Source organism: Haloferax larsenii (assembly GCF_024730625.1).
GTDB lineage: Archaea > Halobacteriota > Halobacteria > Halobacteriales > Haloferacaceae > Haloferax > Haloferax larsenii.
Window position 1 is genome coordinate 301,122 of record NZ_CP078064.1, and the last position, 23,468, is coordinate 324,589.

The 23,468-nt window shown below is 58.1% G+C and carries 19 protein-coding genes and 4 pseudogenes; 4 read left to right on the forward strand and 19 right to left on the reverse strand.

The features are described from left to right. Positions 1–343: 343 nt before the first annotated feature. The 3 genes and pseudogenes from KU306_RS17300 to KU306_RS17310 all read right to left on the reverse strand — a co-directional run. Positions 344–946: pseudogene (locus KU306_RS17300) on the reverse strand (IS6 family transposase); the annotation flags it as partial. 112 nt (positions 947–1,058) lie between these two features. Then, positions 1,059–1,130: pseudogene (locus KU306_RS17305) on the reverse strand (IS6 family transposase); the annotation flags it as partial. 145 nt (positions 1,131–1,275) lie between these two features. Continuing rightward, positions 1,276–2,016, reverse strand: coding sequence for a PH domain-containing protein (locus KU306_RS17310; protein ID WP_258303542.1), 741 nt, complete (start codon positions 2,014–2,016; stop codon positions 1,276–1,278). A gap of 832 nt (positions 2,017–2,848) precedes the next feature. Between KU306_RS17310 and KU306_RS17315 the strand changes: the two genes are divergently transcribed. Further along, entirely contained in the window at positions 2,849–5,155 is a 2,307-nt protein-coding gene (locus KU306_RS17315) for a pentapeptide repeat-containing protein (protein ID WP_258303670.1), read from the forward strand. A 470-nt stretch (positions 5,156–5,625) separates the two neighbouring features. Here the strand turns inward: KU306_RS17315 and KU306_RS17320 are convergent, their stop codons facing one another. The 4 genes from KU306_RS17320 to KU306_RS17335 all read right to left on the reverse strand — a co-directional run bounded on the left by KU306_RS17320 (position 5,626) and on the right by KU306_RS17335 (position 9,629). Continuing rightward, positions 5,626–6,606 (reverse strand): DUF7958 family protein, encoded by a 981-nt coding sequence (locus KU306_RS17320; protein ID WP_258303543.1) that lies wholly within the window; start codon positions 6,604–6,606, stop codon positions 5,626–5,628. 2 nt (positions 6,607–6,608) lie between these two features. Beyond that, positions 6,609–7,136 (reverse strand): hypothetical protein, encoded by a 528-nt coding sequence (locus KU306_RS17325; protein ID WP_258303544.1) that lies wholly within the window; start codon positions 7,134–7,136, stop codon positions 6,609–6,611. Between the two features lie 91 nt (positions 7,137–7,227). Continuing rightward, positions 7,228–8,280, reverse strand: coding sequence for a DUF7958 family protein (locus KU306_RS17330; protein WP_258303545.1), 1,053 nt, complete (start codon positions 8,278–8,280; stop codon positions 7,228–7,230). Positions 8,281–8,282: 2 nt separating this feature from the next. Next, positions 8,283–9,629 carry an eCIS core domain-containing protein gene (locus KU306_RS17335; protein WP_258303546.1) on the reverse strand — a complete coding sequence of 449 codons (1,347 nt, stop codon included), beginning with the start codon at positions 9,627–9,629 and terminating at the stop codon, positions 8,283–8,285. 105 nt (positions 9,630–9,734) lie between these two features. Here KU306_RS17335 and KU306_RS17340 point away from each other — a divergent pair, with 105 nt between their 5' ends. Together KU306_RS17340 and KU306_RS17345 are read left to right on the forward strand one after the other, a co-directional pair. Beyond that, positions 9,735–11,915 (forward strand): ATP-binding protein, encoded by a 2,181-nt coding sequence (locus KU306_RS17340; protein WP_258303547.1) that lies wholly within the window; start codon positions 9,735–9,737, stop codon positions 11,913–11,915. Between the two features lie 130 nt (positions 11,916–12,045). Further along, complete coding sequence (locus tag KU306_RS17345) at positions 12,046–12,639, forward strand: Pvc16 family protein (RefSeq protein WP_258303548.1); 594 nt, start codon at positions 12,046–12,048, stop codon at positions 12,637–12,639. Between the two features lie 14 nt (positions 12,640–12,653). On the opposite strand, the gene cis5 is transcribed toward KU306_RS17345, so the two are convergent. The 7 genes from cis5 to cis13 all read right to left on the reverse strand — a co-directional run bounded on the left by cis5 (position 12,654) and on the right by cis13 (position 17,778). After that, the gene (gene cis5 / locus KU306_RS17350; RefSeq protein WP_007542059.1) at positions 12,654–13,106 is read right to left on the reverse strand and encodes a CIS5 family contractile injection system inner tube adaptor; all 453 of its coding nucleotides are present in this window, start codon (positions 13,104–13,106) and stop codon (positions 12,654–12,656) included. A 25-nt stretch (positions 13,107–13,131) separates the two neighbouring features. After that, positions 13,132–13,401 carry a DUF6760 family protein gene (locus KU306_RS17355; RefSeq protein WP_007542061.1) on the reverse strand — a complete coding sequence of 90 codons (270 nt, stop codon included), beginning with the start codon at positions 13,399–13,401 and terminating at the stop codon, positions 13,132–13,134. After that, positions 13,398–13,928, reverse strand: a complete 531-nt coding sequence (locus KU306_RS17360) for a hypothetical protein (protein WP_258303549.1) — start codon at positions 13,926–13,928, stop codon at positions 13,398–13,400. Before KU306_RS17360 ends, KU306_RS17355 begins: the two co-directional genes overlap by 4 nt. A 3-nt stretch (positions 13,929–13,931) precedes the next feature. Further along, positions 13,932–14,084 (reverse strand): hypothetical protein, encoded by a 153-nt coding sequence (locus tag KU306_RS17365; protein WP_007542065.1) that lies wholly within the window; start codon positions 14,082–14,084, stop codon positions 13,932–13,934. Further along, on the reverse strand, positions 14,084–14,530 hold the full coding sequence (gene cis1 / locus KU306_RS17370; protein WP_007542067.1) for a CIS1 family contractile injection system inner tube protein: 447 nt from the start codon (positions 14,528–14,530) through the stop codon (positions 14,084–14,086). The genes KU306_RS17365 and cis1 overlap by 1 nt, the downstream gene beginning before the upstream one ends. A 53-nt stretch (positions 14,531–14,583) precedes the next feature. Continuing rightward, complete coding sequence (locus KU306_RS17375) at positions 14,584–16,335, reverse strand: phage tail sheath family protein (protein ID WP_258303550.1); 1,752 nt, start codon at positions 16,333–16,335, stop codon at positions 14,584–14,586. A gap of 195 nt (positions 16,336–16,530) precedes the next feature. Continuing rightward, complete coding sequence (gene cis13, locus KU306_RS17380) at positions 16,531–17,778, reverse strand: CIS13 family contractile injection system protein (RefSeq protein ID WP_258303551.1); 1,248 nt, start codon at positions 17,776–17,778, stop codon at positions 16,531–16,533. 186 nt (positions 17,779–17,964) lie between these two features. On the opposite strand from cis13, the gene KU306_RS17385 reads away from it, so the two are divergent. Then, positions 17,965–18,966 (forward strand): DUF7958 family protein, encoded by a 1,002-nt coding sequence (locus KU306_RS17385; RefSeq protein WP_258303552.1) that lies wholly within the window; start codon positions 17,965–17,967, stop codon positions 18,964–18,966. A 46-nt stretch (positions 18,967–19,012) separates the two neighbouring features. Here KU306_RS17385 and KU306_RS17390 read toward each other — a convergent pair. The 5 genes and pseudogenes from KU306_RS17390 to KU306_RS17410 all read right to left on the reverse strand — a co-directional run. Next, positions 19,013–19,255: pseudogene (locus tag KU306_RS17390) on the reverse strand (eCIS core domain-containing protein); the annotation flags it as partial. Next, the gene (locus KU306_RS17395) at positions 19,240–20,139 is read right to left on the reverse strand and encodes a DUF7958 family protein (RefSeq protein WP_258303553.1); all 900 of its coding nucleotides are present in this window, start codon (positions 20,137–20,139) and stop codon (positions 19,240–19,242) included. The pseudogene KU306_RS17390 and the gene KU306_RS17395, both read right to left, overlap by 16 nt. Positions 20,140–20,141: 2 nt before the next feature. Next, positions 20,142–20,951 (reverse strand): annotated as a pseudogene (locus KU306_RS17400) (eCIS core domain-containing protein); the annotation flags it as partial. A gap of 59 nt (positions 20,952–21,010) precedes the next feature. Then, the gene (locus tag KU306_RS17405; protein ID WP_484494628.1) at positions 21,011–21,871 is read right to left on the reverse strand and encodes a DUF7958 family protein; all 861 of its coding nucleotides are present in this window, start codon (positions 21,869–21,871) and stop codon (positions 21,011–21,013) included. Positions 21,872–21,876: 5 nt separating this feature from the next. Next, complete coding sequence (locus KU306_RS17410; protein ID WP_258303555.1) at positions 21,877–23,427, reverse strand: eCIS core domain-containing protein; 1,551 nt, start codon at positions 23,425–23,427, stop codon at positions 21,877–21,879. Positions 23,428–23,468: the final 41 nt, after the last annotated feature.

Genomic DNA, 23,468 nt, shown 5'->3' on the forward strand with positions numbered 1-23,468 from the left:
TGAGGGCGTGGGTTTCCTGATCATTCGTGGTTCGCCCGTCTCTCGGTTTGACTACTCCACTGTATGCGGTATCTAGACTCCCCCTTGGCATTGTTTTCAGGCCGACAGTTACAGGGCTACGGCTGTAATTGAAAGGCAAAAATAGGTTCTTCGTCCCTCCCCCTCGCGTCTGAGACCTCATGATTGAGAACTCAAGACGAAGGCTCAGGGACAGCCACGGGGCACTGTCTCACCCGTCAAGACGCACACGATTGGGGTCGACATGGAGAGAGTTCCCTATCAACGCATGAACTGGTATTCCTACTGTGTGTGAATTCTTATCGTTTCCCCTGGGAGGCACTGTCTAGTTAACCTCCTGAGCTGGCGTTCTTCCGTCGAGCGACTGATGCGGTCGCTGAAAATTATAGTAATGGATGAACACTGCAAGCCATTGGCAGACGCCCAGCCGACTGCCTGCCCATGAATTGTGGAAACAGTCAACTCTCATTTTGAATGTGTGAAACCATTTTTCAATCAGGTTTCGGTCTGTGTAGTCAACCCGACCGTTCAACCCTAATCGAGAGAATACAGTCCGATATCCGAAGACATCAGCCAGAAACACCGTCTCTGAACAGTCGTGTTTCTCACAGACTCCGTGGAGAAACGCAGCCGCCGGATCGGTTCCATGACGCTTGAACAGCGCATCGTCAAGAATCACTTTTGTGTCGATTTCTATTGCAGCGTACTACCAAGACCACTCGCCGTTGATTTTGACAGCGGTCTCGTCGACCGCAACCCGCTTCGGCGTTGCCCCAGGCGGGTTGTGTCCGCTGTCAGCAAGCCGATGTACCCACTGCCAAACAGCTTGGTGAGAGCGTTCAACGCCGAGATATCGAAGAATCTGTTTTGTTTCTCTGAGTGAACATCCGGTCGCGTGGAGCTGGACAGCGAACGCCCTGACGGGCGTCCTCAGAACGCTCCGCGTTCTGATGGGCTGCACGAGAGCTCTGCTCTCGTGAACGTCCCCAGAAATCGAAGATTTCTGGTGTGCGAACGAGACGCGAAGCGTCTCGTCACGTTGCCGTCCGCTCACGCTCCCAAGTTTCTTCTAAATCCGTCGCAAAGCACTCGATGAGCAGGTCTGCGAGCATCTTGACCAACTAACTCAACGACCTGCTCGTTCCTCAAACTGGCTTAACTAGACAGTACCCTCAAGAGCAAATATGATAAACATTTGACTAGAATACTGCTTAAACCAGTTCCCGTGAGACGACGTTACGACGACGCCTAATCTCTCTATCGAGCACCGCCTCGTGCCGCAGTAATCAGGTCGGCGACGTGGTCGGCGTCGTCAACGAACACTATCGACTCCCGGTAGAATCGGTAGGGCTCCTGTTGGTCGGAACTGCTGGTTCGTTCGATTTTCACTGTTCCAACGTCGGTCCCCAGCGGTGAATCGAACCACCCATCTCGAACCGACACAGACGCAATGGACGCGTACGGGACAGACCACTGCACGGCGTCAAGTCGGCGGTCGTATGCGACGAGTGCATCTTCGTACAATCGGTATTCGGTCGTCCCAAACACAATGTCGTAATGAAGGGCGCCAACGAGTGCAACCCCTCCCAAGTAGAGTGCCACAAAGCTGCTGGTCAGGTCGAGGAACACCCACGGCGACGCAACCGACAGCAATTCGTGGCTGAGAACGGGGACCCCAATCATCAAAACCACGAGAATTGCACTCTGTCCAGTGATTCGGCGGATGCTTCCCGCAGCGTGTCCAACTGGAATGAGGCTATCGATTGCACCGCCGATGTGGACTGCACGTCGCGTGGGACGAACCACAGTTTCGGGGGGCACCGATGGCAACGAGTTCGCGTGTCGTTGGGTCTGTTGCTCCGGAGTTTGGCTCGTCTGTGTACTGGGTTGTTCTGCGGCACCGAACTGCCGAGTATCGCGAATTGTGTGGACGACGACGAGCCCAACTGCGACGACTGCCAGGAGCGAGTCCACACTCGGCCCGGCAGTGTAAATCACTGCCAATCCCCACAACGGTACCCAGTAGACTGCCCAGATTCCGAGTCGCCACCCCGGAAAGACACTGTCCGCAGTGGGGTACGTTGGCGTCCGCTGCAGTCGGGCCAAATCAACATGTTTCACGCACGCTGCGAGGACCCCTCCTGCAACGACGAGGCGGGTTGTCGATGTCCAGAACCCGGCCATCACTGACGATGTCGGCTCGGCCCACGTGGTGGCCAATACTGGAAGTGGCAGTAAAACGACTCCGAGAAGGAGTGTATTCACAAACGGACGGAGGTTGTGCACCGCTATCGGTGGGAGGCGTTCAGCTAGCGTTATCGAACCGACCTTGGGTGTGAAGAATCTGAAGAGCCCCATCTCGTACGGTGAAAACGTCGAATATCCGCTTTCTGGGGCTTTGGACTTTCCCGTCGGCGTCACTGACGGTCGATGGGATGCGAACAACAGCAACCCGAACCGACGAACGAGCGAGACGCTGCGGTCGATCCAAAAGAGAACAAGAACGGTGTACAACGGGCGGGCAGTAATCGCCCCGCCAACACCAGCGGTCAGACCAACACAAAGCCGTGTAACCCACCGAAACGGGGAGTTGTTCACGTGTTCTGATGCCAATTTCGTGATAATATTCTCACCGATTTTTGTGGATTAGTAGGGATGTCGCGTCACCGCGAAAAAGCACCCCGCCGACGCACTGCTGTCCGAAGAATTATATCACGGTCCCTGAAAATGAAGACAGTACGAATCTCACGCCTACGCTGGAATGCGGGCGGCCGAGATGTAACACGGAGGCGCTTTATCCATGTCGAGAAATGAGTCAAAACCCGCCCTGATGTCCTCGTCCGCGTGTCGATACACGTTCGATCCGTCGATACAGACGGATGCGCACTTGCAAACGACGTGGGAGTGTCCCCACGAAGCCCACCCGGAAAGCGAGTTCTGTGTGTTCCACATGACTCGCGACGAACGCGCGTCGCTCGACGTGACCGCTGACGATATCGTCGATGAACTCCGGGCAAACCTTCAGTCTCCCGACACTCGTGTGAACGAGTACATCGGTGCTGACCTCCCGCACCTCTCACTCACGTACCAGGATATCAACGGCAAGACGAACCACGTCCTGAACTTCCAACACGCCGATATCGACGGTCTAGACCTGACGCATGGGAAGCTCGAACAAGGGCTGATTCTCCGCGAGGCGACTGTCGGGAAATTGAAACTCGAAGAAGCTGTGCTTACTGGCACAGTCGACGCCGAGCGGCTGACGGTCCGCGACGAAGTCAAAACCAACGAAGCGACCTTCGAGCAGGAAGCCCGGTTCGACGGCGCTGTCTTCCGTGGCGACGTGCGATGCGATGAGACGACGTTTCTGGCTGACACGAGTTTCGCGGAGACGACCTTCCACGGGGCCGCGTACTTTCGAAACGTCGAAACGAGCGGGACCAGCCACGTCCTCGACGACCACATCACGTTCGAGAACGCTACCTTCCGCGACGACGCGAGTTTCCGGCAGGCAACCTTCGACTACGTGACGTTCGAAGGAGCGCAGTTTACTGCGGGCTCCGACTTCGAACACGTCATCTTTGGCGGCGACGCTCGGTTCGACCGGGTCACGTTCCAGGAGATGGCAGACTTCGACGAAGCGCGGTTCGACGACGACGTGAGCTTTGCCGACGTCCGGTTCATGCAACTCGCCGAATTCCGCGGCGTCGAGTTCAACGGTGGGAGTCGAACCACCCACGACGACGTGACCTTCGAAGGGGCAGTTTTCGAAGGCGAGGCCGACTACAAACTGGCGCGCTTCCGCTTTTCGGATTTCAAGGATGCGGTGTTCAAAGGTTCGGTCAACTTCGACCGAGCGACCTTCACCGCGCGGACTGACTGCCACCGCTTGGTGGTCAGCGACGAACTCGACCTCTCGTTCGCGACGTTCCAAGGCGGTGCCAACTTCGACGAGAGTCGGTTCCGTGGGGACGTCGTCGCCGACGGGACGCAATTCGGTGGCGACGCCTCGTTCGACGACGTCGAATTCGAGGCACGTGCACGGTTCGGCGAGGCACGATTCGACGAAGACGCGAGTTTCGAAACTGCAACGTTCCACGGGCCGGCCGAGTTCCGCGGCACCCTGTTCGAGGGTGAGATGCAACATCTCGGTGCGAACGCCTCCTTCAACGAGGCAGTCTTTCAGGACGTCGCCGAGTTCGAAGCGGCCAACTTCACGACTGCGTCGTTCTGGGAGACGACGTTCCACGACCAGGCTGACTTCCGCCGGTCGGTCTTCAGCGAGACAGCACGCTTCCGCGTTCACGGTGGCGACCGAGACACGTATCTCGACTTCACCGACGCGACGCTTTGCGGGGGCACGATTTCGCAGGTCGCTGGCGAAGCGACGCCGTACGACCTCACGCGAGCGACAGTTGGTGACCTCCAACTCGAAGGCGACGGAAACGAGCACGAACTGCTCGACCACTTCCGGTTTTGCCTCACCGATTTCGATTGCTTCGACTTCAGCGACCACCACGGCTACCTCGAACGAAACGACTGGACCATCCACGACTTCGTGGGGAACGCTGCGACGGGCCAATTCGCCGTCGAGATGTCTCCCGAGATAATCGAGGAGACCTACCGGAAAGCACAGGATAGCGCCAACGCCGTGGGCGACACACCGGCGAGTCGGGAATTCGAGTTCAAACGCTACTACTACAATCGTCAGAAGAACTTCGACATCATCATCAACGAGTACTCACTGAACGCCTGGGCACGCGGCAAAAAGGTCGCGAGCGTGGGACTCAACCTCTTGATGCAGGTGACGTGCGGCTATGGGAACCGCCTCCCTCGAATCGCTGCGTTCACCTTCCTCTTACCTGCGGCGTTCGGATTGGCCTACGCTGTTGGCGGGCCGTTCTTGACGCAAGCCGGGAGCGTCTTCGACCCGAGCGCAGTAGACAAAACAGCGCTCGAAGTCCTCTTCGATAACGTCTACTACAGCTACATCAGCTTCAGTACGGTTGGCTACGGTGACATCAACCCCCTCGGTCCGGCAGCGCGCGTCCTCGCTGCCAGTCAGGGGATGCTGAACGGGTTGTTCTTCACCCTTCTCACGTTCACGCTGTTCAAGCGGGTACTTGGCGGGAACTAAGCGTCGGGATTCGACCGATTGAAGCCCGGGATTCGACATCCGGGATTTTCACTGAAGACGACCACCCCAGCTAGTAGTGAGCTGTTGGTCTTGTGTCGAGTCCGCAAAGTGATAGCTGACTGTCGAGTCGTCGATAGTCGATACTGGTGTCTAGTGAAGTTGTGATAGGTGGACAAGTCACCCTGGAGAACAGACTGATGGGGCTGTCATACTGCTTATTAATGGGTCTAACGGCACTGATGAGAATAACATATCAAAACATGGTAATTGATAGTGGTGATTAGTTAGAATATTGATTGTACCTATCATTACTGCTGTACTCTTGTTCGCCTTCATAAGTCGTGGATGCGAAGACGTTGCGAGTATTCGAGTTTGTCCGCGCGGGGTGTTCGCTAAACACCACCTTGACTGTCGCATCCAGTGACTCGTGGGACAGGGCGAAAAACTAGTCAGCGAGTGAACCTAGTCCACTACACCAAATCTCGAACTTTTCCGAGTAAGCTCTGTTCTTCTGGGTCGTGATACTCCGGATAGATGTCCATGAGCTTGTAGGCGGCCGTCGATTCGAACCGCCCCGTTCCCAGCACGCGGAACGGTTCCGGTGGTTCGGCACCCATCCGAACGAAGCAATCTCGCACTTGGCACTTCAGGTGATGGTCGAGGAACTCGCGGAACTCGTCGAGTGGTCCCGGTTCGACTGGTGGAAGTTCGATGTGCGTGTCTGGCTCGCGCTCGAACGGTGATTCGTCCGGCTCGGTCACGACGTATTCGTCACCGCCGACGTACGAGGTGTACAGCGACGAGACTGCATCGACGTACACACCGACCATGAGGTCTGCTTCCGCCTCGGAAGCGAGGTCGGCAAGGTCGCTCCCGAACGACTCCCAATCGGTGAGTGCTTCTGTCGAGAGCGAACTCACAGCCTGCTCGTTGAGCGCGTCCTCGTCGAGGTTGATGCCGTGGGAGGCTGCGAGGTTGACGGCTGCGTCTTCCAGTTCGGTTTCGGTGGGGTCCACACCGAGATAGACGTCTTGGCGGTACAACACGCTATTCGGGCCGGGTGCACCAGCGGGGATGTCGATAGCGCGGGGCGTCTCGTCGTGATAGCTGCGCATCTGCTGGTACAGGTCGCCGAACAGCGATTCGAACTCCGCATCAGAGAGTTCCTGGATAGCGAGTCTGACAGCGTTGATTCGGACCGGGTTGTCCGGAGGCGAGACCGTTTCGTACCCACGGGTTGCGTACACGTAGTATCGTGCAAACGCCCGAGCCTGTTCGACGTGCTCGTTGCCTTCTCGTGTCCGTTTGGCTGCCTTGTCTGGGTAGCCGTCTTGCAGGTGACCATCTATCTCTCCATCATGGCAGACTCCGATCTTATGATCTACCCCATTATTATCGGTTACAAGCAGGCCGAAGCCGTCGTCAGTCTCTTTTTTAATTTCTGCATGCATGGTTAGAAGTTGGTTTTGTTACTCTCCGTACCAGTCTTAGAGTCCCCGAACGCAGCGTTCAGTTTCTCGTCGATGAGTTCCTCGATGTACTCTTTGGCCGCACCCATTTTCTCCGAGACGACCTCAGAGCCTTTGTCGTAGGCTTTGCCGGTGAGCGACTTGGTGACGTCGCCAGCAACTCCTTTGGCCATCTCTTGGCCAACGACAGCGCCACCGATTGTGCCGATACCGGGCATGAACGCTGAGCCTGCGACGGCTCCGAGTAGTCCACCAACGGTGCCGACTGTCCCTTGTACCGCCGCCTTTCCGACGGCCGACGCTGTCGATTCGCTACTGTTGACAGTCTCTTCGACAGTGGTCAGTCGCTCGTTGATCTGTTCGACTTCTTTGGCTAACACCTCTGGATCAGACGATATCTTGTCTTCGTCGTCCTTCGAGGCGCCGAAATTGAGTGGGCCAACATCGTAACCGAACCAGTTTCCGTCACTGTTTGTGGCCGCCCGCTGAACGTGGACACCAGACTGCTGCATCCGATAACCATCCAGCCTTCCACCGCAGGCCACGTACCTTTCCGATTCTTGCTTGGGACACGGACGGGGGGGTCACACGAGTCGAACTAGTTCAGGTTGAGGGGTTCGACTCGATGAGTCCATCCTCGTGCCACTGGTCGAAATCGATGGCGTCGGAGGTGAGGTCGTGGAGGGGTGGATAGAAATCTAACTGCTTGTACCGAATCGCATAGTGGTAGAGACCCGGACCGACGACACGGAACTCGTGTGGCGGTTCGATTCCCATCCCGACGAAGCAATCCCGGACTTGGCACTGTAGGTGATAGCACAGGAAGTCTTTGAACTCCTGAACTGCGTCCGGGTTATCGAGTGCACCCGTGTCGAATGGTGGGAGTTGCACCAGTGCATCTGGTTCGCGGTCGTATGGAATCGCTCCCTCTTGGCGGCGCTCTTCGACGCGTTTGTTGATGAGACCAACCTCGTCTTCCCAGCGAACGTGAACACCAGAGACGGCATCGATTTCGACGATATCGGTGATATCGATGTTTCTCTCATCTGCTTTCTGAGTCAGGTGTTGGACCGTCTCCCCGGTGAGCGTTTTCTGCCCACCGTCAGTACCAAGGACGTTTTGAACTCGCTCCAGTGTCCCTTCGTCTTGTTCGAGTGCTGCTTCGGTGAGCAACTCACTCAGGTCTGCAGCTTTTTCGTCGAGGCGGTCCTGATCGATATCGAGGTAGATGCCGAGTTCGTACTGGAAGTAATCATCCTCGTCAATGCTTTCTGGGAGTGAAACAGGCCGAGTGACTGAGTCGTCGTAGTGACTTCGGTGCTGGCGACAGTATGCACCGAACAGGTCGAGAAAGTCGTCGTTAGAGAGGGCCGAGAGCGCATGCCGAGCGGCGTTGATTCGGTCTGGGTTTTCGTCCTGTGTGATGGTGTCGTATCCACGCTCACGGGCGACGTAGAAGCGAGCGTAGTTCCGCGCCTGCATCACGTTTTGGCCTTCCCATGGCTCACGCTTCGAGGAATCGTCTGGATAGCCGTCTTGCTGGTGTCCAGTTATTTCACCATCACTCGACACCTCGATTAAGTGCTCCACGTCATTGTTGTCGATGACGCTGAGTCCGACGATACCATCTCCTTCTCCAGTAATTAGTGCATCCATAGTTAGCGACCACCTCTGTTCTGTGCTTTCCCTTCGAGATCCGACCCAGTATCGTCACTACTGAAGATACTGATGTTGGATAGACGTTCTTTGATGCTTCCGTAGCCGTCCTGAATCTGTTCACCGAGCGCAGTGAAGCGGTCTTTCGCTGCTTTCGCACCCTGCTTTGCGCCCCGGATTGCGTCGTCACCGTAAGCACGCCCGAGGTTTTCCAAGCCGTGGACGCCTAGACCGACCCCACCGGCGATGAGTGCAGCCGTTCCGAGGCTTACCCCGCCGGCTGCAGCACTTCCACCAGCTATGAGACTCGTTGCAACTGTCCCGGCACTCGTTTTCGCAGCGTCTGTGACCCCTGCAACTAGACTCTCAGTGGCGGCTTCGCCCCCAGTCATATCCGAAATCGCGTTCTGGACGCTGCTGACTTTCGTTTCCAGTTCACTCACGCGATTGGCTAAGCTCTCGACTGTCGGACTCGCATTCGCGTTCTGAACTTGTTCGAGTTTTTCGGCGTCTGGCATCCGCTGAACGTGGACATCAGACTGCTGCATCCGATGGACACCAATCTTCCCGCCACGCATCACGCGCTGGGCGGTTTCTTCTGCTTCCCGCTCCAGACGCTCGTCGGGGTCAATCTCTAATTCACCCTTCTGCGGGAGCATCGACACCGCGCCCCCGGTCTGCTGGCGAACGTGCGCTAACTCGTGTGCGAGGACGTGCTGTCCCTCTGCACTCGACGGGTCGTACTCGCCGTGGTTGAAGGCGATGTGATTTCCGACAGTAAAGGCACGGGCGTTGATGTCCTCACACGCTTTCGCAGCACTTGGGCCCGTATGAATGCGCACGTCGCCCAGATTGTCACCCATGCGCTCTTCCATCGCGCGCTGAATCGAGGTGTCGAGCTGCTGGCCGGGAGCAGAAATCACGTCTCGAACCGAATCAGGAACCTGCGCGTCGCCAGCTTTCGACGCTTCGTGATGCGCGCCGCGACTGCGCTGGACAGATTTGGCGTTCCGGCGCTCGATATCCTTCGGAACTTCTGCGGGGCGTTCTTCTTGGCGGTCGCGGAACTGGCGCATGTCCCGCGGCTTGCCCATCGTCTCGACGGTCATGCCTTCGTCGGCCCACTGCCGCACTTGGCTCGCGCCGTGGCTCTGGACGAGGCGTTGAATCTGAACCTCCATTCCGGGGCGATACGCTTCGAGGCCGAACCGTCCCGCAGCGTCCTGTGACGTCGGCGACCCACCGCCGCGATGACTGCGGTCGGAACCACCCGTTAGCTCTTGAATCGACGGGACGACCGAGGACTGTTGGCCCTCGCTCGTCTTCTCACTCGCAGAGCGAAATCCCATCTTACCACTGACTTGATAGCCATCCTATATATTGTTTGTTGCCTAGCCGAATACCCAACATATATCTCGGTGAATTATTAGTGCTCCGACACCTCGACGCAGACAATGAGTTACGAGGACACGATTGAACACCTACTGGACGAACTCGGGTGCCTCGACCTGCTCTTGCGCGAGCACCTCGGGAATCGTCACGAGGAACTCCCGCGTTCCGAACTCGGATTGGCCGACCGCCTGCAGTCCGGCGCGTCGCACACGCCGCCGGGCTCGACGCAGCTGGTGGTCCCACCTCGCATCCGCGACGAGTTCGACCGATACCGAGGGACAATCGAAGAAAAACGCACGGCCGCCGTCGATGCGGGTGTTGAACTCCGGCTCCAGACGCTCGTCGATGCGTTCGGCCTCACGCGGCAACACCTGGACGTTCTATTGCTAGCGCTCTTCCCCGATATCGACCCCGCTGGTGCCGAGCTATTCAGCGAACTCCACAACGACGCGAGCAAGCAACGTCCGACAGTCAGTCTCGTCGCCGACCTCTTTTCGACCACGCCCGCGGCGTTTCTGACCGCGACCGACCTGTTCGGTCAGGGGTCACCACTGTCCGAATACCGTCTTCTCGTCCTCGAACCACCAGAGGGGGCTGGACGGGCTGGCTCGAAACTCGACTACTCGCTCCGCGTCGACGACCGAATCTACGCGTTCTTGCTCGACCACGGGACTGTCGACGTTGGATTGCGCTCTCCGTCGCCTGCACAGGGTTCCGGTGCGGCCGAGACGTTCGTCACAGAGTCGACTACCGACGCCACGCTCGACGACCTGCTCGTCGAAGACGACACGTATTCGACGCTCGCTTCGCTCCGCGACAGCGACGAGACTGGGCGTCGCCTCTACTTCTACGGCCCACAGGGGAGTGGTCCCCGACGGGCTGCTGAAGCTCTCTGCGACGACGAGACGTATCTCCAAATCCACCTGCCGACGGTGCTGGAGGCTGGCGTCCTCGATATCGTCGTTCGCGAGGCTGCCCTTCAGGCACGGCCGGTCGTCCTCGCCGACGCTGACGACGTGACGAAAACGACGACAGGCGGTTCCCAGTCGCTAACGTCGATTATCGAACGGTTCGACCCTGTCGTGGCCGACGTGTTCCTACTCGGCGAATCGTCGTGGACGCCAGCCGGAACTACCCGACAGGTCGTAGACGCACTCGTCGGGTTCGACCGCCCCACGATTCCGTTGCGGCGGCGATTCTGGCGGACACACGCCGACTCGCTCCCTGACGACCTCGATGCCGAACACATGGCCAGCACGTTCGACCTGACGTTGGGACAGATGGAGTCCGCGCTGGCGGCGGCGAACACGCTCGCCGGCGACGACGAACTGACTGCCGAACACGTTCGAGAGGGCTGTCGTGCGCAATCGTCCAGCCAGTTGGCCGAACTCGCCCAGCATATCACGCCGTCGGTGACTCGCGAGGAAGTTATCCTCCGAGAACGAACCGACCAGAAACTCGACCAGCTTCAGGCGCACATTTCGAACCGAGGGCGAATCTACGACGACTGGGGCTTCCGTGACACAGACAAGAGTACCGGCGTGGTCGCCCTGTTCAAGGGCAAACCGGGGACCGGGAAGACGATGGCTGCCGAAGCGCTCGCCAACGAGGTCGGTATGCACATCTACAAAATCGACCTCTCCAGCGTCGTGAGTAAGTACATCGGCGAGACCGAGGAGAACCTCGAACAAATCTTCAAGGCGGCCGAACAGTCGAACGCGATTCTTCTCTTCGACGAGGCTGATTCGGTGTTCGGCGACCGGGCGGAGGTGTCGGATGCGACGGACCGCTACGCTAACGCGGAAGTGAACTACCTGCTCCAGCGCATCGAGACGTACGACGGCGTCATCCTCTTGACGACGAACTACGCCTCGAACATCGACGAGGCGTTCACCCGACGTATCAACCACACGATTCGGTTCGAGAACCCGAAAGAAGAGACCAGAGAGACGATTTGGGAGGCCGCGTTCCCTGACGGGACCCCCACAGACGGTATCGACGCCGAGTGGCTCGCGCAGTTCGACTTGAGCGGGGGTGAAATCGCCTCGCTCGCCAAGCGAATCGCCGTCGAAGCAGCGAGTTGCGGTGCCGACTCGATTCAGATGAAACACGCCGTTCGCGTGCTCGAACGCGACTACCGAGACTCCGGTCGCGTCGTCCGAAAATCGGAGTTCGAACCGTACGCCGACGCGCTTGCAGAGCCAGCACAGGAGTCTGAGAGTCGCCGACGGAACCGACGATGAGGTCGGAACCACCGACGAGTTCGGAAGACTCGACGCCCTCGGAATCCTTTTTCGAGCGGTACACGAACGGGCGACGTATGCGACTGTGTGAGACGCCGATGTCACCCCGACGTTTGGAGAGAAACCACCGATGACCTACGAAGCAATTCGATACGTGAGTGAAGCGCTCGTCGACCTCCTGTCCGATACTGCCGACTATCCAGAGCTCCCTGTCGCCCCCGACGAAATCGAACTCGTCTCTCCGGAGGACATCGGCCCCAACTCGACCGTTCGAATCGGATTCTACCCGTATCGCGTCCGAAAAGACGGCTCGGTCGGGTCGATGAACACGACTCCCGTGGGCGACTCGTCACGACGCGACCCGCCGTTGCCCGTCAGTATCGAGTATCTCGTGACGGCGTACCCGCGAGACGACGAAGACAACGTCAGCGGCACGCTCGGCCAACAGCAGGCGCTTGGACTCGTTCTCCAGACGCTCAACGACGTGAGCGTACTCGAACCAGCCGATGTCGAGGGAATCGACCAAGATACTCGAATCGCGCTGTCGATTACGGACCCGCCGTTCGACGAAGTGCTCTCGCTGTGGGCGCGGTTCGACGCCACGTATCAGCCGTCGGTGACGGTGGAAGCCTCGCCAGTGATGATTCAGTCCATCAACCAGGAAGCGTTCACGCGTATCGCAGAACGCGACGTCGGTGTGCAACGGCGTCCAGAACGAGAGTGAGGTAGCGACCGGGTTTACTTCGGTGCGCCGGACAGTTTGTTGAACTGCTTGTAGGCGAGTTCGATGGTCTCGATAGCGACACCACCCTGGCGGCCACCGATGAGGTCGGGACCACGCCACGTCGTGGGGTACGCGCCGAGGAACTGCCAGCCCCACGTGTTCGGCCCCATGTAGTTCTCTTGGACTTTGACCGTCACGTTCTTTCTCGTCACGTTGCCACTCATCACGTCCTGTATCCACTCCCAGAAGGTGACGTCGTCTGTCAATCCTCGTTGGAGGACCAGGTTGGCATGAGCGAACTGGTCTGGAAGCTGGTGGACGTACTCGTCGACACCGCCTTCTCGGTACGAGACGGTTTCTAACTGCATCGCGATTCCGGAGACTTCAGAGAAGCCGGCGACAGATTTCCCGTCGATCAAGACCTCGAAGTTGTATTGTCCGTAGGGAGATTGTGATTTTTTTGCCATGGTTGAATGAGGAATCTCGTGGCGATTACCCGTCGCGTAGTTCGTCTAACGACTTCGAGAGGACCTTGCCGCCGTCCCCAGTATCGAGGAAGTTCGGACGTTGCTGTTCGGGTTCTTGCCCCGACGCAGCGCCGTCGTTCCTGTTCATCTCTTCGTTGATGTCGCTTATCTCCTCGCACCACCGCTGACGTTCCCAGTGGGACATTCCCAGGACGTCTTCGCGGCTCCACCCGAAGTGGTACGCCACGAAGGCGACTTCCTCGAACAGCACGTCAGGGTCGTGGAGGTGAATCATTCGGCTGGGTTTCCCGGTTCTGCGTCCTCTGCGATGGGCTCGGGGTCTTCCTGTGGTGTCTCAGACACCGTGGAGATGTCGCGGACGCCGTCGGAATCGTCCAGAGACACGTCCGACTCCGGCGTCGCAATTCCGTCGTCGGTCGCGTCCGTGACGTGTGCGCCGGTTTCGACCTCGACGGTGAACGGCTCACCACACTCTGGACAGGCAGTGTCGACCGCGTTCAAACCGCTGTTGTTGATGCGTTCGTACATCACCTGCAGGTATTCGAGGTCCGACACGAAGAGACTCTGGATGACGTTCTCGTCGACGGTATCGAGCGAGCCCAGCTCCGTGACCGTCCGCGCGAGCAACACAATCGTCAGGTACGACGAGTTCGACTGAACACGCGGGTTGTTCAGCGGTTGAATCTCGTCTGCGGCAGTTGCGAGCCGCATCCGACCCTCCTTGTGGAGGGTTCCCTCGTCGTCGACGTATCCCTTCGGCAGGGTAAACTCGAATTCGGTCTGGAGCGTCTGATTAGTCATCTGTTACCGGCGTTGTCCTTTCGTGTTGATAATTATTCTGTTGACGTGTGCCGACGCGGTCCCGGTGTGGAGATATCCCTCGGAGTCGAGATGACACTCCTCCCGGAATCGGTCGACTGCGTAGCCGTCCGTCGGGTCAGTTGTGTGAGTGCCCATTACGAGCGGTCGACCTGCATCGTGTCGAAGTCGACGACGTACGTCTCGACAGCAATCTGGTCGCCACCGGGGGTCGCGTTCAGCGTCGGCGGGCTGTACTGGATGACCATCGCGCCCTCCATGTTGTAGCGGGCAACCGTCTGACCGGTGCGGTCCTTGAGGAGCACTGCAATCTGCTTTTTGGCGTCCTTTTCGCGACCCTCTTCGGCGGCCTTCAGCCAGTCGTCGAGCGCCGAGTTCGACTTGTCGGCGGACCGTGCGAATTCGAGCTTGGTGTAGGTGACTTCGCCCAGGTGCTTCGTCCCGGAGGCGATGTCGGTACCCTCACGGTAGTTGTGCGTCTGGACGTTCTTTTCGGGGAGTTTGACTTCGACGACACCGGGGATGTTGGTTCCGTCGAGCTCGACATCGAATTGCGTGTTGGCGATCGGTTGAGACTTGGACATTGTTGGATGTTGTTATGGTAGTCGTTTGGTTACGTTCGGTTTCGGGTGATTCGTTAGGCCTGTTCGGTGTCTTGGCTGATACGGAAGATGACGAACTCGGCGGGCTTGACCGGGGCGACGCCGATTTCGACGATGAGACGACCGTTGTCGATGTCGTCTTGTGACATCGTCTCTTCGCCACACTTCACGTAGAACGCGTCGTCTTCGCTTTGACCCTGCAGACCGCCGTTTCGCCAGACCGTACGCAGGAAGTTGTTGACAGACTGCCGGATACGGCCCCAGGTGTCCTGGTCGTTCGGCTCGAAGACGGCCCACTGGGTTCCTTCTTTGATGGACTGTTCGATGTACAGGAACAGGCGACGGACGTTGAGGTACTTCCACTCAGGGTCAGACGACGTGGTGCGGGCACCCCACACGCGAATGCCACGACCCTGGAAGCTGCGGATGCAGTTGATTCCCTTCGGGTTGAGAACGTCCTGTTCGCCCTTGGTGATGTTGTGCTGCAGGCCGACGATGCCACGCAGCGTCTCGTTTGCGGGTGCCTTGTGGACTCCGTGTTCCTGGTCTGTCCGCGAGTAGATTCCCGCGATGTGACCACCTGGCGGGACGAGTTTCTCTCGGTTCGTGACGGGGTCGAGCACCTTGACCCACGGGTAGTAGTACGCCGCGTACGAGGAATCGACGGGCGTCTCGATCTCGGAGATCGGACCGGGGTTCTGCGGAGACTGCAGAATCGCAAAGCGGTCGCCCATGTTCTCACAGTGGGCGACGAGCGCGTCGGTCAGGCCCTCGACGTCGTTCTCGTCAGGAGCACAGACCATCGAAATCTCGTCGATGGCTTCGAAGGCTGCGAGCCCGGTACGGAGGCCGGGCTTGTTGACGCCTTCGTAGTCCTTGAGCGTGACTTCGCCGTCCGCTTCCGGCTTCTCGGTGACGATTTCGGCGTCGACCTCGCGTTCACCTTCGCGGACCTCTTCGAGTTCGACGACGAGGTCGTCTTTATCCGCGCCGTCGACTTCGAGTTCGAGGGGTTCGGCGATGCTTTCGAGACTTTCCTGTTCGAGTTCGTCGAGGTCTTCGGGGATGTGGACGACGGTCTTTTCTTCGTCCTCATCTTCCTCTGCTTCTTCTTCCTCTTCAGCCTCGACGACACCACCGTCGGAGTACAGAGTGGGTTGACTGTCGCGGTGCAGCCAGGTGAGACCTTCGACGGGCATGCCGTCACCTTTGTACTCGATGTTGACGAGGACCGAGCTTTCGAGCTGCTTCTCGTAGAAGTTGCTCGACTGCATGTCTGCCGACAGGCCGTCGAAGACTTCCTCTACGTCAGGGGACGGGTCAGGACGGTCGCCGTGCGGTTTCTTGACCGTTTCGAGGTCATCGGACCAGTAACGGACGACGATGTCGAACTGACCGGGGTACTGGCTTTCTTCGACGATGACTGCGACGGATTCGCCCCACTGGCCGGGACCAATGGCTTCGACTTCGGCGACTTCGTTACCCTGGTCGTCGGCGAGGATACCAGTCGCTACGTCGTTGACGTCGGCACCACAAACACGTCCGACGTAACAGCGACTCCCGCCGTTCTTGAAGAAGCCATCGACAGCCGAATCGAGGTTGGATGACTTCGGACTCGAACCGTAGAGTCGCTCGAAGTCGGAGTAGTTCGTGATGAGGCGAGGCTCGACAGGACCGCGCTCGGTCTGACCGAGGAAGCCAGCGGTGCTAGTGCTGACTCCTTCGACGGATTTGCTTCCGCTCTGCACCTCTTCGACGTATACGCCTGGAGACTGATATTCACTCATTTGTTTGCTGACTCCAACAGTGTCAATAATCCAATCGGTTACTGATAAATGTTACTATTTGATAAATTAATTTAAATATGGAGAACAGCGGCTATCCAACCGGAAATGTGACCGGAGAGGCTGTCAGCGCCGGTTCGGTAGTGTGGCGATTACCGCTGGGTCAAATCCTTGTATTCGGTGAACTGGTCTGGTTCGTTAGTTTCCATCCATGGGGACGACGTTCAGGAGTACTTCGAGGGAGTCTGCGGCTTCACACACTTCGTCGTGCGCGTCGACCTGGTCCAACAGCGAACGTCGTTCTTCGACGGCCGCTTGCATGTTCGACACGGCTCGCAAGTAATTCTCGAGACTCTCTTCGGTGGTTACTGGTTCGAGGTGGTCTCCTAGCTCGACCAGCGGGTCGATGAGTGCGTCCAACTGGTCTTCGTAGTCCTCCTCGCGAACACGCACCGCCTGCAGGTCCTCGCGGGAGCGGTCTACGATACCCCGTGCGAGTTGACTCGCTTGACCGCTCTGTTCTTGGACTCTGTCGGCCAGTTCCTCGAAGAAGCGAATGCGGTCTTTGATGGTCTTCCGCATGACGTATCTCGTCAGCGACCGGCGGTCGTCTTGCAGCGTCTCGACTTGTGTTTGGAGTCCTTCCAGCGCATCCATGATTTCGTCGACGTCTTCGGGGACATCCATCGGCTCTTTCGTGACTGGAGTCCGGTGTGGATTGTCGGTGTCTGCAACGTGGTCGACGAGGACGCTAAACAGGAACTCGCTGTCGAGCACGACGGGTCGTGCTGGGGCGTCGTCGATGGGAACCCAACTTCCGTCAGGGGTACGCTCGAAGGCACCAATAAAGACGGCTGGCCCCGTGGTTCCCCGAGTCCACTGCTTCTGCTCGCACTGCTCGGCGAGCAGTTGACGGAGCGTTTCTGGAGTAAAATCGTCCGATTGGAGGTTGGGAATCTCGACGTCCGGGGTCGCCGCTACTTCGTCCGGTTCGGTCTCGTGGTACGTCAGCGTGAACGATTCGACAGCGCGGTTGGATGCTGTGTCGTCGGCGACTGCACCTTCCGTGTCTGGCACTGGAATCGTCTCCATCGCGGCCTCGGTGAATTCGAGAAAGAGGTACACGGAGTCGTCCGCCGGCATCGGTACGGATTTGGTCGTGACCTGCTCGACGACGATTGGCCGACCGTTCCCGTCGAGCGCCAATCCGGGTGTCAGGGTGACGTCGAGGCCGTCGCCCGTCTCTGTCACAGACTGCACTTCGATGCCGTGAACGATTCCCTTTCCGTTGAGGAATCGGTTTATCGTATGTAACCGTTCGGCGTGATACGCCTGTTCTGCCTCCATATCACGGGGGGTCATCAGCTTCCCCTTGAAGAAGCGATTCTTCTGGAACTGCGTCAAGTCAGGCGTATCCGAGTCCGAATATGTTTCCTCGCGTGCCATGCGATGAGTAATTATGCTGACTGTAACACTGTTTTCATATAAACTGTTTGGCCGATAGACAGGATGGTCACATTCAACACCCCGCATCCATTACCAGATTCCACCTCGGACGAACGAGCCGACGTAGTCTCACAGGCCGACTACGAGAAAAGCGTCGGCAGCTCCCAAAGACCCCGCATTCACAGTATGAAAGTCACCGAACACTCCGAAACGGGTCGCACAGTCGAGTTACGAATCACCGACCACGAAGACACAGCACACCACCTCACACTCTCCGCGGACGGGATGGTCGAGGACCACTGGCACGACCAGTCCCTCCCCGACGACCACTCTCGGTCCCTCGATGACGAAGAACGACTTGCTCGTGTCGAGCGATTCGCCAAATACTACCTCACGCGTACGACCGACACCGACGTACTTTCGCCCTACAGCAGCACCGACCAAATCGCCGACCCGGACCGACTCGCCGTGACGGCACTCCTCGTCGGCGCGATGGCCCAAGACACACTCGCCTCGCACCTCCAGCCGTGTTACGACCAACTCACCGCCCACCGGAGGAACGAAGCGCCACCAGTTACACCGCCAGAGCCGACACGAGGAACCCCGTTGGAACTCGTCGAACAGGACATCTATCTCACGTTGGATACCGAGGAGATTCGGCAGCTTTCCGACGTACTCACCGAACTGAATGGCCTCGGTGAGATTCGACACGCACTCGACGTCCGCCCCGACCGAGACGATTCCGACCTGTTCGCGCGCTTGAACCGCCTCCTCTCGACTGCCGGGGGGACATCTGCCGAGGATGTGTCCAGCGAGCGGTTCCTCCGTGTCTCCTCCCCACTCAGAGTTCACTGGAACGCAGACGGCGGGCCGACACGCGTCGAGTACGGCGACAGCACAGAACCGGATGACGACGCCACACTCGCTGCTCGCATCCAACTCACGCCTGCTCACACGCCGATTATCTCGATGGCTGCCTTCCAGCGCACTCTCGTCGACCATCTCCGGTGTCAAATCCGGGATTGCTACGTCGGCATGGGGCTTCGGCCACCCGCGGACACACGAGTGACGGGGCACGGAATTGCAGCGTGTACCGACCGCTACGACCGTGCTGGCCAACTGCAGAATTATCACAACGACCACGCGATTCTCGACTGGGCGGGGCTTGCACCGCGGCCGGAGTTCTAACCCGAATTCTTCACCTTCGCGTACAATAGGCGGGCCCGAATCGAAGCTCCTCAGCCTCGCGCTCCAGCCGCTCGTCGGGGTCGATTTCTAACTCGCCCGTCTGCGGCAACATAGACACTGCCCCACCGGTCTGCTGGCGAACGTGCGCGAGTTCATGGGCCAGCACGTGCTGACCCTCTGCGCTCGACGGGTCGTACTCACCGCGGTTGAACGCGATGTGATTCCCGACGGTGAACGCGCGGGCGTTGATATCCTCGCAGTCCTGCCCGTGGACTACTTCGGTTCCCACGACTGGATATCTGCTGTCGCGTCCCAGTAGTTCTCGTACTGTGGTCTGAACTTCTGCTCGTGGAACGCTCGGTATTTCCCCCAGCCAGTCTGTCGGAACGCCACCGGTGGCTTCACTCCCATCCGGAGGAAGCAATCACGAATCTGGTAGGCCAGATGTGAAACGACGTAGTGATGGAATGACTCTATCTCGTCGGGGTCGAATGGGACGAGTTCGATGGTCGCATCTGGTTCGCGTTCGAGTGGGTCCGCACTGCGTTTTGTCTGCTCACTACCTGGACCATCCATGTGCAGGTAGTGCATGTCCGAGACCGCTTCAATCTCGAAATTTAGCGTGTCGAACTCGGTGCTGTCGAGTGTTCCCTTCGATGGAATCTCTGGCGAACCCGATTCTTCCTCGAAGTGGCCGAGGTACTGATCTAAGACTGGTGGCTCGAACTCGACTGGGTCGGGTTGGACATACACATCTTTTCGGTAGACGAGTACGTCGTCGGGGTCAGCATCCGGGAACGGGAGATCCACTGGAGTATTGTCATAGTGGCTTTCAATCTGGGCTTGTAAATCGCCGAACTGCTCATTGAAGACATCCTCTGGTAGTCTCGCGATGGCGACAAGGGCAGCTAGAATCCTATCCGGATTCTCCGGTGGGGTAACAGTGTCGTAGCCCCGCTCACGATAGACGTGCCACTTCGCATAGCGACGGGCTTGGTTGACGTGTTCGTTACCTTCCGGTGTACGTTTGGTTGCTTTGTCTGGGTAGCCGTCTTGTAGGTGCCCGTCAATTTCACCATTATGACAGACTCCAATTTTGTGTTCTACTTTATTGTTATCGACTACTAGAAGACCAAAACCATCGTCAGTTACCTTCTTAATTTCTGCCTTCATGATTAGAAGTCCACCTTCTCGCTGGTCGTACCTGTGTCGAACTCATCAGTGATTTGCTCCTTAACCTGTGCAAGCCGTTCAGTTAGCGAGCCATCGGTCTGCTCCCAAAACTGACGCAGTGCCGTCTCACTGACTTCGTAGGCGGCCATAATCGGACCCATTCCAGGGACGAGCGAAATGAGGCCCTTGACGGCAGTCCACCCGAGTTCCGCGAAGACTTCTCCACCATCGAAGTCGTTGTCGCCGTACAGTTTCTCACGTTGCTCGTCAGTGAGTGCAATCTGCTCGGCGCGCTCGCCAATATGCTCGTATAACTCTGCGATGCGGTCTTGAATCGATTCTTTCCCCGCTTCCAGGTTCACCTCTCGCTTGGTGTCGCCAGCGGCTTTCGCATCCAGAATCTTCTCATTCTGTATGTTGAGTGCCTCGTCGTGTGATTTGATGTTGTCGATGGCCCACTTGACTTCCTCTTCGATGAACTCGATGCGTTCCTTGTTCTGTCGCTGCTGGAATGACCCGATAGAACCCTTCTGGTTCTCCGATTTGAACATCTCCAGTGCATCTGGGACCATGTCGGCAGGCATCCGCTGAACGTGCACGTCGGAGTTCCGCATCCGGAAGATACCCAGCCCCCCACCACGCATCACGCGCTTGGCCGTCTCCTCAGCCTCCCGCTCCAGACGTTCGTCGGGGTCGATTTCGAGTTCACCCGTCTGCGGCAGCATCGACACCGCCCCGCCAGTCTGCTGGCGAACGTGCGCCAACTCGTGTGCGAGGACGTGCTGACCCTCTGCGCTCGACGGGTCGTACTCGACAGTGCTGGACACATCGCAGCCAGAACCACACGCCAAACAAGAAGAAGTACCGGGACTTATTCGTCGGCGAACGCCGACAACAGCGATTTGACCTGTCCTTCGATTTCTGGGTACTCTTCGAGGCCGAGGCCGACCGTGTAGCCCGGAATGTCGGCGTCGAGACGGGTGTAGTCCTCGTACAACGAGAGGTCTTCTCGCTGATAGAGCGAGGCGAATTTGTACTTCCCAAAGCCCAGTTGGCGATACTCTTCGGGTGGTTCCTCACCCATGACGATGTAGCAGTCTCGAATCTGGCAGCTCGTCTGGTGGACGACAATGGGCTGGAGCAACTCGATTGATGGCAGCGGCATCGGCGTCAATTCGATGCGTGCGTCAGGTACGCGGTTGTTGTCTTCCGGCGGTGATTCGAGTTCCTCTTGCCAGTCGTCGGTAGGAATTATCTGCCGCACCTCTGAGGTTGCCTCAACTTGTCCGTCGTTGTCGAGGTACACGTCGATGTAGTACGCGTTGGCCTTCTCTTGGATCGCCGCAAAGAGAGCTGAGATGTCTCCCCCACTGTCGAGGCTAAGCGAGCCAGCAACCGTCTCGTAGAACTCGCCGAAGTAGTCCTCGAACTCCTCGGTTGAGAGGTTCTCGATGGCATCACCGACGGCTTCGATGCGACCGATGTGTTCGTCCCATGGGAACGTCTCGTAGCCGCGTTCGTTGTACACGTGATACCGAGCGAATCTTCTCGCTTGGTTGACGTGTTCGTTACCATCTGGTGTGCGTTTGGCCGCCTTGTCAGGGTAGCCGTCTTGCTCGTGATATGCTATTCCACCGTCAAACTCTATCTCAATCCAGTGTTCAATACCGTTGTTATCGTAGACATATATTCCAACCCGCTCCTCGTTTTCCCCAGTGATGTTTGCTTTCATTTGAATCACTTCCCGAGTTCGTCACCTTGCGAGTCGCCTGCTCCGGTATCGTCCTCAACATCGTAGTCAGTGGTTATGGTTTTGACGAACAGCGCTAGGCCCATCGAGACGGCCATGACGATTGCACCGGCAGCAGTCGACGCTTCTGCCGCGCCCATCTCTTTTGCGAACAGCGCCGAGAGGCTCGTTACGCTCGTCGCAGCCCCTGTAAGGTTGTCCAGCAGCCACGTAATGGCCAGTTCGGCGACGGGGGTGTCGAATTGTTCGGCCAGCTTCTGCTGGAGTGACTTGATTTCGGATTCCTGAGCCGCTGTCAGCCGGATATTCTCGTCGGAGAGTAGGGAACTCAGTTCGGCGTCAAGTTCGTCGAGCGTCTTTTCGACCTGTGCCTGTTCGTGAACGACATCCATCGCCGATTTCTCCCCGTCGGTGAGGCTATCGATGTTCCCGGATTCATTGTTTCCACGCACCAGATCGGACTCTGCAAGCGTTTTGTTTACCTTATCGACAGCGCCGAGTTCCTCGGCTTTTTGTTGGGCTTTCTGCTGGGCTTTTTCGAGTACCTTCACGTTCAATTCGTCGTGGCCCTTCGCCCCAGCGTAGTCTGTTCCAGCCACGTCCTGCGCCACTTCGTCCTTAATCCGCTTGACATCGTCGTCCGTGAGAGCTGACTCGCGCTTGATCGCGTCGATGACGCCCTCGTAGAATTCCGCTGTTCCCTCCGGAATCCGCTGAACGTGCACGTCGGAGTGCCGCATCCGGTGAATACCCAACTCACCACCACGCATCACGCGCTTGGCCGTCTCCTCAGCCTCACGCTCCAGCCGCTCGTCGGGGTCGATTTCTAACTCACCCGTCTGCGGCAGCATCGACACCGCCCCGCCAGTCTGCTGGCGAACGTGCGCGAGTTCGTGAGCCAACACGTGCTGACCCTCTGCACTCGATGGGTCGTACTCGCCGTGGTTGAATGCGATGTGATTCCCAACAGTGAACGCACGGGCGTTGATGTCCTCACACGCTTTCGCGGCCTGCGGACCCGTGTGGATTCGAACGTCGCCCAGATTGTCACCCATGCGCTCCTCGATTACCTGTTGAATCGAGCTATCGAGTTGTTGGCCGGGCGAGGAAATCACGTCCCGAACCGAATCGGGAACCTGCGCATCCCCGGCCTTGCTTGCCTCGTGGTGCGCATTCCGACTGCGTTGGACCGACTTCGCGTTCCGGCGCTCGATATCCTTCGGCACTTCCGCAGGGCGTTGTTGCTGGCGGTCGCGGAACTGTCGCATGTCCCGCGGTTTGCCCATCGTCTCGACGGTCATGCCTTCGTCGGCCCACTGCCGAACTTGACCTGCGCCGTGGTTCTGAACGAGGCGCTGGACCGTCACCTCCAGTCCGTCTCTGTACATATCGAGGCCGAAGAGGTTCTCGCACTCCGTCGCCGACAGGCGGGGACCTCGCCGACGGCGCCGGTTCCGCGACGAATCCGCTTCGTCACGATTCCAAACGGAGGACCGCTCGGCCTCTGTGGTGCTCTCTCGTGCGGTCCGAAATCCCATCGTTATGACGGATTGACATTCACGCTATTAATTCTTTATTG

What these genes read in the sequence shown, in the direction of transcription:
- KU306_RS17315 (WP_258303670.1), top strand. Translation starts at nt 2,849, where the DNA reads ATGTCCTCGTCCGCGTGTCGATACACGTTCGATCCGTCGATACAGACG.
- KU306_RS17320 (WP_258303543.1), bottom strand. Translation starts at nt 6,606, where the DNA reads ATGCATGCAGAAATTAAAAAAGAGACTGACGACGGCTTCGGCCTGCTT.
- KU306_RS17325 (WP_258303544.1), bottom strand. Translation starts at nt 7,136, where the DNA reads ATGCAGCAGTCTGGTGTCCACGTTCAGCGGGCGGCCACAAACAGTGAC.
- KU306_RS17330 (WP_258303545.1), bottom strand. Translation starts at nt 8,280, where the DNA reads ATGGATGCACTAATTACTGGAGAAGGAGATGGTATCGTCGGACTCAGC.
- KU306_RS17335 (WP_258303546.1), bottom strand. Translation starts at nt 9,629, where the DNA reads ATGGGATTTCGCTCTGCGAGTGAGAAGACGAGCGAGGGCCAACAGTCC.
- KU306_RS17340 (WP_258303547.1), top strand. Translation starts at nt 9,735, where the DNA reads ATGAGTTACGAGGACACGATTGAACACCTACTGGACGAACTCGGGTGC.
- KU306_RS17345 (WP_258303548.1), top strand. Translation starts at nt 12,046, where the DNA reads ATGACCTACGAAGCAATTCGATACGTGAGTGAAGCGCTCGTCGACCTC.
- cis5 (WP_007542059.1), bottom strand. Translation starts at nt 13,106, where the DNA reads ATGGCAAAAAAATCACAATCTCCCTACGGACAATACAACTTCGAGGTC.
- KU306_RS17355 (WP_007542061.1), bottom strand. Translation starts at nt 13,401, where the DNA reads ATGATTCACCTCCACGACCCTGACGTGCTGTTCGAGGAAGTCGCCTTC.
- KU306_RS17360 (WP_258303549.1), bottom strand. Translation starts at nt 13,928, where the DNA reads ATGACTAATCAGACGCTCCAGACCGAATTCGAGTTTACCCTGCCGAAG.
- KU306_RS17365 (WP_007542065.1), bottom strand. Translation starts at nt 14,084, where the DNA reads ATGGGCACTCACACAACTGACCCGACGGACGGCTACGCAGTCGACCGA.
- cis1 (WP_007542067.1), bottom strand. Translation starts at nt 14,530, where the DNA reads ATGTCCAAGTCTCAACCGATCGCCAACACGCAATTCGATGTCGAGCTC.
- KU306_RS17375 (WP_258303550.1), bottom strand. Translation starts at nt 16,335, where the DNA reads ATGAGTGAATATCAGTCTCCAGGCGTATACGTCGAAGAGGTGCAGAGC.
- cis13 (WP_258303551.1), bottom strand. Translation starts at nt 17,778, where the DNA reads ATGGCACGCGAGGAAACATATTCGGACTCGGATACGCCTGACTTGACG.
- KU306_RS17385 (WP_258303552.1), top strand. Translation starts at nt 17,965, where the DNA reads ATGAAAGTCACCGAACACTCCGAAACGGGTCGCACAGTCGAGTTACGA.
- KU306_RS17395 (WP_258303553.1), bottom strand. Translation starts at nt 20,139, where the DNA reads ATGAAGGCAGAAATTAAGAAGGTAACTGACGATGGTTTTGGTCTTCTA.
- KU306_RS17405 (WP_484494628.1), bottom strand. Translation starts at nt 21,871, where the DNA reads ATGAAAGCAAACATCACTGGGGAAAACGAGGAGCGGGTTGGAATATAT.
- KU306_RS17410 (WP_258303555.1), bottom strand. Translation starts at nt 23,427, where the DNA reads ATGGGATTTCGGACCGCACGAGAGAGCACCACAGAGGCCGAGCGGTCC.